This window comes from Eikenella sp., assembly GCF_057315495.1.
Genome location: NZ_DBHKXY010000027.1, coordinates 1 through 10,851 on the forward strand (window position 1 = coordinate 1; position 10,851 = coordinate 10,851).

10 protein-coding genes are annotated in these 10,851 nt (G+C 54.2%); 4 read left to right on the forward strand and 6 right to left on the reverse strand.

Annotated elements, in window-relative coordinates:
- Nucleotides 1-159: 159 nt before the first annotated feature.
- The 6 genes from gltS to ACO6EE_RS04235 form a co-directional block, all read right to left on the reverse strand.
- Complete coding sequence (gene gltS / locus ACO6EE_RS04210; protein ID WP_485959460.1) at nucleotides 160-1,395, reverse strand: sodium/glutamate symporter; 1,236 nt, start codon at nucleotides 1,393-1,395, stop codon at nucleotides 160-162.
- 367 nt (nucleotides 1,396-1,762) lie between these two features.
- Nucleotides 1,763-2,461 (reverse strand): 6-phosphogluconolactonase, encoded by a 699-nt coding sequence (gene pgl, locus ACO6EE_RS04215; RefSeq protein ID WP_485959462.1) that lies wholly within the window; start codon nucleotides 2,459-2,461, stop codon nucleotides 1,763-1,765.
- Between the two features lie 187 nt (nucleotides 2,462-2,648).
- On the reverse strand, nucleotides 2,649-3,107 hold the full coding sequence (pyrI, locus tag ACO6EE_RS04220; protein WP_485959464.1) for an aspartate carbamoyltransferase regulatory subunit: 459 nt from the start codon (nucleotides 3,105-3,107) through the stop codon (nucleotides 2,649-2,651).
- Nucleotides 3,108-3,176: 69 nt separating this feature from the next.
- On the reverse strand, nucleotides 3,177-4,061 hold the full coding sequence (locus ACO6EE_RS04225; protein ID WP_485959466.1) for a glycoside hydrolase family 16 protein: 885 nt from the start codon (nucleotides 4,059-4,061) through the stop codon (nucleotides 3,177-3,179).
- A 421-nt stretch (nucleotides 4,062-4,482) separates the two neighbouring features.
- Nucleotides 4,483-5,403, reverse strand: coding sequence for an aspartate carbamoyltransferase (gene pyrB / locus ACO6EE_RS04230; protein ID WP_485959468.1), 921 nt, complete (start codon nucleotides 5,401-5,403; stop codon nucleotides 4,483-4,485).
- A gap of 111 nt (nucleotides 5,404-5,514) precedes the next feature.
- The gene (locus ACO6EE_RS04235) at nucleotides 5,515-5,670 is read right to left on the reverse strand and encodes a hypothetical protein (RefSeq protein ID WP_485959470.1); all 156 of its coding nucleotides are present in this window, start codon (nucleotides 5,668-5,670) and stop codon (nucleotides 5,515-5,517) included.
- Between the two features lie 57 nt (nucleotides 5,671-5,727).
- Between ACO6EE_RS04235 and ACO6EE_RS04240 the strand changes: the two genes are divergently transcribed.
- From ACO6EE_RS04240 to fusA, 4 genes are all read left to right on the forward strand, one after another.
- Nucleotides 5,728-7,263, forward strand: a complete 1,536-nt coding sequence (locus ACO6EE_RS04240; RefSeq protein ID WP_485959472.1) for a helicase HerA-like domain-containing protein — start codon at nucleotides 5,728-5,730, stop codon at nucleotides 7,261-7,263.
- A 315-nt stretch (nucleotides 7,264-7,578) separates the two neighbouring features.
- Nucleotides 7,579-7,950 (forward strand): 30S ribosomal protein S12, encoded by a 372-nt coding sequence (rpsL, locus tag ACO6EE_RS04245; protein ID WP_003824684.1) that lies wholly within the window; start codon nucleotides 7,579-7,581, stop codon nucleotides 7,948-7,950.
- Between the two features lie 117 nt (nucleotides 7,951-8,067).
- Entirely contained in the window at nucleotides 8,068-8,541 is a 474-nt protein-coding gene (gene rpsG, locus ACO6EE_RS04250; protein WP_023887596.1) for a 30S ribosomal protein S7, read from the forward strand.
- Nucleotides 8,542-8,559: 18 nt separating this feature from the next.
- Nucleotides 8,560-10,665, forward strand: coding sequence for an elongation factor G (fusA, locus tag ACO6EE_RS04255; protein WP_485959474.1), 2,106 nt, complete (start codon nucleotides 8,560-8,562; stop codon nucleotides 10,663-10,665).
- Nucleotides 10,666-10,851 lie beyond the last annotated feature (186 nt).

A 10,851-nucleotide genomic window follows, 5' to 3' on the forward strand; every position in this document is an offset into this window, starting at 1 on the left:
TGTTCAAAAGTTTTGACTCCGTTTAAAGCCTTGCAGGATAAGGCTTGCGGGGGGGGCTTTAGCACCTTTTTTGTTACTTATGCCCCTTTTGCGGTTTTCTGCGACGATTGGCTAATAAAAAACGGCATCCCCAATCGGATGCCGTTTGCTTGTGTTGGGCTACTTCAGGAAGTTCACGAAGCCCGACAAAATCAGCGCGTTGATGATGTCCACGAAGAACGCGCCCACCAGCGGCACAATTAAGAAGGCCTTGTGCGAAGGGCCGAAGCGCTCGGTGATGGACTGCATATTGGCTACGGCGGTGGGGGTAGCACCGAGGCCGAAGCCGCAGTGGCCGGCGGCCAGCACGGTGGCATCGTAGTCGCGGCCCATGAATACGTAGGTTACGTAGGTGGCATACAGAATCATCACCACGGTTTGAACCAGCAGGATGATGGTTACCTTCCCTGCTAAGTCAGTCAGCTGCCACAGTTGCAGGTTCAACAGGGCCATGGCTAGGAAGAGCGAGAGAGAGGCATTGCCGAACACGTCGATGGCGCGGTCGAACATATTGAATTTAAACGCGCTCACCAATACGTTGCGCAACACCACGCCGCCAAACAGCGCCCACACGAATTTGGGCAGGTCGAACAGGTATTGTTTGTCGATGCCGTCCATCACTTCGGCAAATGAGAGGCAGGCGGCAAACATGGCCAGGGTCTCGATGGCCGAAGTGGCGGTGATCAGGCGGGTTTGCTCGGCACGCTCAAACATATCGTCGGTGCTGTAATCCGGATCGTCGTCGGCAGAGCGCAGGTGGTCGGCTTCAACGGTTGCGGAATCCAAGGGTTTACGCCCCATTTTGTTGATGAGTCGGCGAGCCACCGGGCCGCCGATGATGCCGCCGGCCACCAGGCCGAAGGTGGCTGAGGCCATGCCCAATTCAGCTGCAGCAGGCACGCCGTATTTGATTAAGTCGGGTGCCCAGCCGGCTGCCGTACCGTGGCCGCCGGTGAGGGTGATGGAGCCGGTAATCAGGCCGGTCATTGGGTGCAGGCCGAACACGCTGGCCAAGCCCACGCCGATAATGTTTTGCACAAAGATAAATGCGCCCACGATGGCGGTAAACACCACCAGCGGAATACCGCCGGCTTTCAGACGGGAGAAATCCGCGCTCAGACCGATGGAGGTAAAGAAAATCAGCATAAATGCGTCTTGCAGCGGCTTTTGAAACTGGAAGCCGATGCCCGTGGTCGCGTGCAAACTAAACAGGCAGATGGCCGCCACCAGGCCGCCCGCCACCGGTTCGGGAATGTTGAAATCCCGTAAAAACTTGATTTTGCTAACCATCAGTTTACCCAATAGTAGCACCATGGTGGCTGCAATCAGGGTGTAGTAGCTGTTCACTTCTATCATGGCTTTATCCCTATGGAAAATAAAGAAACAATTAAATGCAGGCTGTTGTCCGCCAACAGGCCTCGAGTAAATATTAGGATAGCAGTTAAAAATTGTCAAAGACTATGGATTATTTTTTACAATAGACAAAGGCTGCCTGAAAGGTGGCGGCTTGGCTCTTTGCGTATGATAATTATGGCGTTTTAGCTTTTTTCAGCTGCATTTCCAGGTGTTTTTGATAGGGTAAAAAGTAGGGTTGATGGCTGCCTGCGTGCTTGGTTATGGCTTGCAACCATGGCATGGCCAATCAAAAGGCTACCTAAAAATTTTCAGGTAGCCTTTCAGCATGGTTCGGCTTGGCAGGAAGGCTTATTGCCAACCTGCAGATTCAATCGGCGTAATACACTTGGCAATGTACATTCGCCCGATGCAGCAGCAGGCTGATGGGGCGTTCGTTCGAGGGCATGGCAGCGGCCTGCTCCAGCACGGCGCGTTTGTCTGCACCCTGAATCGATAACAACAGCTGCGGCACGGCGGCGAGAGCGTTCAGGCTCATGCTGATGCGTTCGTGTGCGACGCTAACCGGGCTGGTGTGCACCAGCTTGCTGCGGCATTCGGGCGACACGGCCTCGGCCAATTGCGGAGCTTGCGGGAACAGCGAGGCGGTGTGGCCGTCCGCACCCATGCCGAGCACGGCGATGTCTGGCGTGGGAAAAGCAGCCTCGGCTTCAGCCAGGGCGGCGGCAGGATCGGACACATCGGTTTGTTCGCCTACCAGCGGCAGGAAGCGGGCAGCAGCGGCGGCGTGTTGCAGCAGATGGCGGCGCACCAGCGCGGCGTTGCTGTCGGCGTGTAGTGGCGGCACGAGCCGCTCGTCCACCAGGGTGATGGTGACGTTCGTCCAATCCAGTTTTGCCCGCGACAAGGCTTCAAAAAGCGCTATAGGCGAGCGACCGCCGGATACGGCCAACACAGCGTGGCCTCGAGTTTGCAGGCAATGGCGCAGGCCGTTGGCCACGGCTTCGGCCAGTGCGGCAGCTTGGGCGGCGGGAGAGGGGAAGGTGTGCCAGGTGAGGGATGGAGGCATAAAAGATTTTCCGGTGGTTAAGTGCAAAATTTCAGGTAGCCTCACAGGCTACCTGAAAGGGGAGTGCTTTTGTTTCAGCCTGGTTGGAAAACTCATGATGATTCGAATTGGGGATAAGTAATCCACCAGGCAGGATGATAGCGGAAGCAGGGAGTGTTGTTTTCAAGCTGCCCCTATATCTGCCGTTTCAAGCTTCGGTTACAAGGCTGCGGTCGTAGGTTTTTTCGCAGTAGTGGCATTTGAGGCGGGTTTGGTTGCCTAGGCGGCGCACGTAGAAGCGGCTGGCAACGGGTTCGCCGTGGCTGGCGCAGTTGGGGTTGGGGCATCGGAAGACTTCGCCGATGGTTTCGGGCAGCCGGAGCGGCATTTTTTGCTCGACTTTGAAGTTGGCGATGAGGTTGACCGTGGCTTCGGGGGCGAACAGGGCGAGGCGGTTGGCGGCGGCTTCGTTGAGTTTGATGCCGTTGATTTTGATGATGTCTTTGCGGCCGTGCCGTTTGCTGGGCAGGTTGAAGCCGACGGTTACGGCACAGCCTTCGTGCAATAGCTTGAATTGGCGCAGGATGGCGAGGGCGAGGCCGGCCGGGATGTGGTCGATAACGGTGCCGTTTTCGATGGCTTCGACGCTGAGGCTTTTGTTGTCCATTTGGATTTCCGAATAAGGTTGGATGGAATACAGGCTACCTGAAATTTCAGGTAGCCTGCAAGAGCCGGGTTAGTTTTTCTGATACAGCCGCACGTAGTCGATCAAGGTGGTTTGGACGGGGAACGGGTCGGTGGGGCGGGGTGGGTCTAGCTTGTCCTCCCATTCTGCGTAGTCATTTAGAATGAAATACCAGGGGCCTTTGGCTCTGAATACCTGATCCAGCATTTGGCGGTTAACGTTGAGTTTTGCAAAGTCTTCATCCGGCATGGTGGAGGGGTAGCCGCCTGATGCGTCGGTCTGGCTGCGGTCGATCACATCCACCGTGGTGTTGTCGTCCACTGTGTAGTGGGACACGGGGATGAGCTTGCCGTCTAGATAGTAGCGCACTTTCTGGCCGTCAAACTCGATTGCCCATACATGCCAATCGCCATCTAGCGGGGTAGCTTGCCGATTGATGTGCTGTTCCAAGCGGTGCGCGAAAACGCGCGTGCGCCAAGTGCCTCTTTTGTGACTATAGAAACAGCTGGCGTGTGTTGAGAACCAAGCATATGCCCGTGCAGAGGAATACCACTCGAGAATATCGAGCTCACCGTAGGGGTCGTTGGCAGCAGGGTTGCTGCCGCAATTTTGCAAGGTTTCGCTATTGCGCAGCCATAGTGCCGTGCGCATGCCCCTTGAACCGTTCCAGTTGATCTTGGCTCGGATCTCGGCACGGAACGGTTTGCTACCGTCTACAATTTTGCCAGACTCCAAGCGGCCGCTTGAATATTGGGCAACTTTGTTGGCTGGGCAGGGGCCTGTGGTGAGGTTTTGATCGGTAAGCGGATCCCCTTGGCGGGCGACGCAATGCCGACGGGTGGTGATTTGAATGTATTTATTTTCCACCAGCGCGATGTTGCCTGGGAGATAAGAAAGGTGGCTATCTAAGTGATAGGGTATGAGTCTAGCCGCCATGTCAGATGTTTCACCGTTGTTAAACCCATAGCATTTGACGCTGGTCCATTTGCCTGACGCATCCGTAGCCGATGGACAGCCGGTAACGGGAGGTTGCGGCTGAGGTTGAGGCTGTGCTTCAGACTGCGGTCCGTTGGGAACGGATATGTTCGCATCCCGAGAGTAGCTGCCGTTGGCAAGGCCTATTGAATAATTGCGGTTTTTTCGTCTTCTTTGCAACCGCTCACCAGCACGGCGATACATGCTAGGGCTAAAGCTTTTTTGGCATACATGATCAATCCCTTTGTTAGAAAAATCTGATGAAGTGGGGAAGTAGGAACTTCCCCAAATGGGCAGATAGTGTGTATGCGCGGCAGGCGGGAACAATTGCTTGGGCTACTTAAAACTGACATTTTTAGGTAGCCTGTTACAAATATTGACGTTATACGCTTTCGTTTAACACTAATGACAGCATGGCCATGCGAGCGAATACACCGTTTTTTGCTTGTTCAAAATAATAAGCATAAACCGTGCCATCCACATTGGGATGGATTTCGTCGACGCGGGGCAGGGGGTGTAGCACGCGCAGGTTGGGCTTGGCCTGGGCGAGGGTGGCGGCTTCGAGGTTGAATTTGCCTTGGATTTTGGCGAATTCTTGTTCGTCGAAGCGTTCGCGCTGCACGCGGGTCATGTAGAGAATGTCGGCGTGGCGGGCGGCTTCTTCGAGGCTGGGCAGGATTTGGTAGCGGCAGCCGGCTGCGTCGAGCTCTTCGGTGATGTAGTCGGGCATGGCGAGGCTGGGGGGGGAGACGAAGATGAATTCGGCTTGGTGCCGTTTCATGGCTTGGGCAAGGGAGTGGACGGTGCGGCCGTATTTGAGGTCGCCGGCCATGGCGATAACGAGATTATCCAGCCGACCTTGGGTTTCTTGGATGGTAACCAGGTCGAGCAGGGTTTGGCTGGGGTGTTGGTTGGTGCCGTCGCCGGCGTTGATAACGGGCACGGCGGAGAATTCGGAAAGCACACGGGCGGCACCGTCTTTGGGGTGGCGGATGATGATGGCGTCGGTGTAGCTGGAGATGATGCGGGCGGTGTCGGCCAGGGTTTCGCCTTTTTTGGCGCTGGTGTTGGCGCCGTCGGAAAAGCCGATTACTTTACCGCCGAGCCGCTGCACGGCGGTCTCGAAGGAGAGACGGGTGCGGGTGGAGGGCTCGAAGAAGCAGGAGCCGATGAGCCGGCCTTCGAGCAAATTGTAGCGTGGTTCCCGTTTTAGGCGTAGGGCGGTGTCCAGCAGGCATTCGAGCTGTTCGTTGCTCAGGTCGGGGATGGAGATGAGGTGCTGGCCGTAGAGTGGGTTGGGCATGGGTGGCTCCTGGCGGGTTGGCAAACGGGCGTATTATGCGCTGTTTACGGGGAACAGGCTACCTGAAAACGGTGTTGATGGCGGCGGCTGTATGGGAGATGGCTTATATTTTCAGGTAGCCTCTTTCAAATCGGCAATTAGGCTACCTGAAAATTTGGAGAAGATGTTTTCACTTTGTGGCAGTTGAGTGCTTTCAGGTAGCCTTGGTTCATGTAACAGGCTACCTGAAAGCATACTCTTCGCAGTGCCAAACAAATTTGCCGTCAAACGGCGCGATTCCGTTACAATATCGCCCGTTATCAATTTTTCAGTTGGAGAGGCGCAATGGCTGAATTCCACATTGCCAAAACCGCAGCCGAAGGCCGCGATTTATTCTTGCTCGGCCAGATGGCCAACCGCCACGGCCTGATTGCCGGCGCCACCGGCACGGGCAAAACCGTTACCCTGCGCAAAATGGCCGAAGGCTTCAGCGCGCAAGGCATCCCCGTATTTATGAGCGACGTGAAGGGCGACCTCTCCGGCATCGCCAACCCGGGCGACGGGCGGGGCAAGGTGGGCGAGCGCATGGTTCAATTCGGGCTGGATGCAGAAGGCTACCTGAAAGGCTGCCCGGTGCGTTTTTGGGATGTATACGGCGAAACCGGTATTCCCGTGCGCGTAACCATTTCCGAAATGGGTCCCTTGCTGCTCTCCCGTCTGATGGGGTTGAATGACACGCAGGAAGGCCTGCTCAACCTGGTATTCAAAGCTGCCGACGACAAAGGCTGGCATCTGATCGATTTGAAAGACCTGCGCGGCATGCTGCAATACGTAGCTGAGCACGCCAAGGAATACCGCACCCAATACGGCAACGTTTCCGCCGCCAGCGTCGGCGCCATTCAGCGCCAGCTGTTGCAGCTGGAAAGCGAGGGCGGCGATGTGTTTTTTGGCGAGCCGGAGCTCAATCTGCAAGACTGGCTGCAAACCGAAGGCGGGCAAGGCGTCATCAATATCCTGAATGCCGAAAAACTGATGCGTTCGCCGCGGCTCTATAGCGCGTTCCTGCTGTGGTTTTTGGCTGAACTGTTTGAAACCCTGCCCGAAGCCGGCGATTTGGATAAACCCAAATTCGTTATGTTCTTCGATGAGGCGCATTTGTTGTTCGATAACGCCGCCGATACCCTGCTCAAGCAGGTGGAACAAGTGGTGCGTCTGATTCGCTCCAAAGGTGTGGGTGTGTATTTCGTTACCCAAAATCCGCTTGATTTGCCCGACACCGTGCTCGGCCAGCTCGGTAATCGAGTGCAGCACGCCCTGCGCGCCTTTACCCCACGCGATCAAAAAGCCGTGCGCGCCGCTGCCGAAACCTTCCGCAGCAATCCTAATCTGGATGTGGCGCAGGCGATTACCGAATTGGGAGTGGGCGAGGCGCTGGTGTCTTTCTTGGATGAAAAGGGCATGCCCGGCATCGTGGAGCGCGCCTTCGTACTGCCGCCGCAATCCCAGCTCGCTCCGCTTGCCGCCGCCGAACGCGACAGCCGTTTCCAAAACGACATCCTTTACCGCCACTACAAAGACGCGGTGGATAACTTCTCCGCCTATGAAGCCCTGCAGCAGCTGGAGCAGGAACGGGCTGCCGCCGCTCAGGCCGAGGCTGAAGCTAAGGTGCAAAACACCGCCACCGCGTCTGCCCAAAAAGCTGAAAGCAACAAAGGCGGCGTGCTGGACGGCTTCCTCGGCGGCCTATTCGGCAGCCGCAAACGCGCCAACCAAGGCTTGGGCTACGATTTGGCTGATTCGCTCGGTAGTCAGGTGAACAAACAAATCACCCGCAGCATCACCCGCAGCATTATGGGTGTGATCCGCAATGCGATAAAGTAAAGGCTACCTGAAAGCTATAGCTGGGTTTCTGCTAGAGGCAGAGACTCGGCCAAGCTAAAAGCAGATGCTTTATATATAGCCATTAAGAGGCTACCTGAAAACAGGCTAGGACAGTTTCAGGTAGCCTCGTTGTTTGGTTGGCTGATGGGAGAGACTTCTTTGCTTCTGTGCAGAAAACAACAGCTCCGACCGTAAACCACGAAAAGCTAAGGTATATTCCGCTACTGCCATTGACCCGCTGCTTGCAAAAGAACTATAATTCCGCTCTTGCCGGCATGGTGTCGGCAAATATTTAACTCAACAGGACGAGAAAATATGCCAACTATTAACCAGTTAGTACGCAAGGGCCGCAAAAAGCCCGAGTACGTAAACAAGGTGCCCGCACTGGAAGCCTGCCCGCAAAAACGCGGCGTATGCACTCGTGTGTACACCACTACTCCGAAAAAACCGAACTCCGCTTTGCGTAAAGTGTGCAAAGTGCGCCTAACCAACGGATTTGAAGTGATTTCATATATCGGCGGTGAAGGCCACAACTTGCAAGAGCACAGCGTGGTGCTGATCCGCGGCGGTCGTGTGAAAGACTTGCCGGGTGTGCGCTACCACACTGTTCGTGGTTCTTTGGATACTGCCGGCGTGAAAGATCGCAAACAGGCACGCTCCAAATACGGTGCTAAACGCCCGAAATAATTTTTTAATATAGGCACGTCGGCCGTTATTGCTGATATAAGCCGGCCGAGTAAGTGAATGCTCCCCAATGGGCATTCGCGGGAATCATCCCAGCTGAATAGATTAAAGGAAATTGAAATGCCAAGACGTAGAGAAGTCCCCAAGCGCGACGTATTGCCGGATCCGAAGTTCGGTAGCGTTGAACTGACCAAGTTTATGAATGTCTTGATGGTTGACGGTAAGAAATCGGTTGCCGAGCGCATCGTGTATGGCGCGCTGGAGCAAATTGCCAAGAAAGTACAGGGCAAAGAAGCAATCGAAGTGTTCAACGAAGCCATCGATAATGCCAAACCCATCGTGGAAGTGAAAAGCCGCCGTGTTGGTGGTGCCAACTACCAGGTTCCTGTTGAGGTTCGTCCTTCCCGCCGTTTGGCCTTGGCAATGCGCTGGGTGCGCGACGCAGCCCGCAAACGTGGCGAAAAATCTATGGATTTGCGCTTGGCCGGCGAGCTGATTGATGCAGCCGAAGGCCGTGGCGGCGCCATGAAGAAACGTGAAGAAGTACACCGCATGGCTGAAGCCAATAAAGCCTTCTCTCACTTCCGCTTCTAATTTTGAAAGGCGATTGAAATGGCTCGTAAAACCCCGATTAATTTGTACCGTAATATCGGTATTTCTGCCCACATTGACGCGGGTAAAACTACCACTACCGAACGTATTCTGTTCTACACCGGCCTGACCCACAAACTGGGTGAGGTGCATGACGGTGCGGCTACTACCGACTACATGGAACAAGAGCAAGAGCGTGGTATCACCATTACCTCTGCTGCCGTAACTTCCTATTGGTCTGGTATGGCGAAGCAGTTCCCCGAGCACCGCTTCAACATCATTGATACCCCCGGACACGTTGACTTCACCGTAGAGGTGGAGCGTTCTATGCGTGTATTGGACGGCGCAGTAATGGTTTACTGTGCGGTAGGTGGTGTTCAGCCTCAGTCTGAAACTGTGTGGCGCCAAGCCAATAAATACCAAGTTCCGCGTTTGGCATTTGTAAACAAAATGGACCGTCAAGGTGCCAACTTCTTCCGCGTGGTTGAGCAGATGAAAACCCGTCTGCGCGCCAATCCTGTGCCGATCGTGATTCCGGTTGGTACCGAGGATAAATTCGAAGGCGTGGTGGACTTGCTGAAGATGAAAGCCATTATTTGGAATGAAGCCGACAAAGGCGTAACTTTCGAATATGGCGATATCCCGGCTGATTTGGTTGCGACTGCCGAAGAATGGCGTCAGAATATGATCGAATCCGCCGCCGAAGCCAGCGAAGAGCTGATGGACAAATACTTGGGTGGTGAAGAGCTGTCTGAAGAAGAAATCGTTGGCGCGCTGCGTCAGCGTACGTTGGCCGGTGAAATCCAGCCGATGTTGTGCGGTTCTGCATTTAAAAATAAAGGTGTTCAGCGCATGTTGGATGCCGTGGTTGAACTGTTGCCTGCTCCGACTGATATTCCTCCGGTTCAAGGTGTTAACCCTGATACCGAAGAAGCCGACAGCCGCCAAGCCAGCGATGACGAGAAATTCTCCGCTTTGGCTTTCAAGATGTTGAATGATAAATACGTCGGTCAGCTGACCTTTATCCGTGTTTACTCTGGTGTGGTGAAATCTGGCGACACTGTGTTGAACTCTGTTAAAGGTACTCGTGAGCGTATCGGTCGTTTGGTGCAGATGACAGCCGCTGATCGTACTGAGATTGAAGAGGTACGCGCTGGTGACATCGCTGCTGCCATCGGTTTGAAAGATGTAACCACTGGTGAAACTCTGTGTGCAGAAAATGCCCCGATTATCTTGGAGCGCATGGAATTCCCCGAGCCGGTAATCCACATTGCTGTTGAGCCGAAAACTAAGGCCGACCAAGAGAAAATGGGTATTGCCCTGAACCGTTTGGCTAAAGAAGACCCATCTTTCCGTGTGCGCACTGATGAAGAATCTGGCCAAACCATTATTTCCGGTATGGGCGAGCTGCACTTGGAAATTATCGTGGACCGTATGAAGCGTGAGTTTGGTGTGGAAGCTAATGTGGGAGCACCGCAGGTAGCCTACCGTGAAACCATCCGCAAAGAAGTGGAATCCGAAGCTAAACACGTTAAACAGTCTGGCGGTAAAGGTCAGTATGGTCACGTTGTGATCAAAATGGAACCGATGGAGCCGGGTGGTGAAGGTTACGAATTTATCGATGAAATTAAAGGTGGTGTGATTCCTCGCGAATTCATTCCTTCTGTCGATAAAGGTATCCGCGACACCCTGCAAAACGGTATCGTAGCCGGTTATCCGGTGGTAGACGTCCGCGTTCGTCTGACTTTCGGTTCTTACCACGATGTGGACTCTTCGCAAATCGCGTTTGAATTGGCCGCTTCTATGGCATTCAAAGACGGTATGCGTAAAGCCTCTCCGGTGCTGCTGGAGCCGATTATGGCTGTAGAAGTGGAAACTCCGGAAGAATACATGGGCGATGTAATGGGCGACTTGAACCGTCGCCGCGGCATCGTATTGGGTATGGATGACGACGGTATTGGTGGCAAGAAAGTTCGTGCCGAAGTGCCGCTGGCCGAAATGTTCGGTTACTCAACCGACCTGCGTTCCGCTACCCAGGGTCGTGCCACCTACACCATGGAGTTCAAGAAATACGCAGAAGCTCCGGCTCATGTGGCAGAAAAAGTAGTAGCAGACCGCAAAGGTTAACTTTGCAATCTAGGCTGTCCTTGAGATGGGCAGCTGTTTACAGGCTACCTGAAAACCATTTCAGGTGATGAAGCTAATTTTCAGGTAGCCTTTGTTCTTTTAATCGATCTTTATATGAAAAGGAATTAGCTCATGGCTAAGGAAAAATTTGAACGTAGCAAACCGCACGTAAACGTTGGCACCATT

Bases quoted from the DNA above. Each gene is read 5' to 3' on its own strand.
- pyrB (WP_485959468.1), bottom strand. From the start codon at position 5,403: ATGCCCAACCCACTCTACGGCCAGCACCTCATCTCCATCCCCGACCTG.
- ACO6EE_RS04240 (WP_485959472.1), top strand. From the start codon at position 5,728: ATGGCTGAATTCCACATTGCCAAAACCGCAGCCGAAGGCCGCGATTTA.
- ACO6EE_RS04225 (WP_485959466.1), bottom strand. From the start codon at position 4,061: ATGGCGGCTAGACTCATACCCTATCACTTAGATAGCCACCTTTCTTAT.
- fusA (WP_485959474.1), top strand. From the start codon at position 8,560: ATGGCTCGTAAAACCCCGATTAATTTGTACCGTAATATCGGTATTTCT.
- pyrI (WP_485959464.1), bottom strand. From the start codon at position 3,107: ATGGACAACAAAAGCCTCAGCGTCGAAGCCATCGAAAACGGCACCGTT.
- pgl (WP_485959462.1), bottom strand. From the start codon at position 2,461: ATGCCTCCATCCCTCACCTGGCACACCTTCCCCTCTCCCGCCGCCCAA.
- rpsL (WP_003824684.1), top strand. From the start codon at position 7,579: ATGCCAACTATTAACCAGTTAGTACGCAAGGGCCGCAAAAAGCCCGAG.
- gltS (WP_485959460.1), bottom strand. From the start codon at position 1,395: ATGATAGAAGTGAACAGCTACTACACCCTGATTGCAGCCACCATGGTG.
- rpsG (WP_023887596.1), top strand. From the start codon at position 8,068: ATGCCAAGACGTAGAGAAGTCCCCAAGCGCGACGTATTGCCGGATCCG.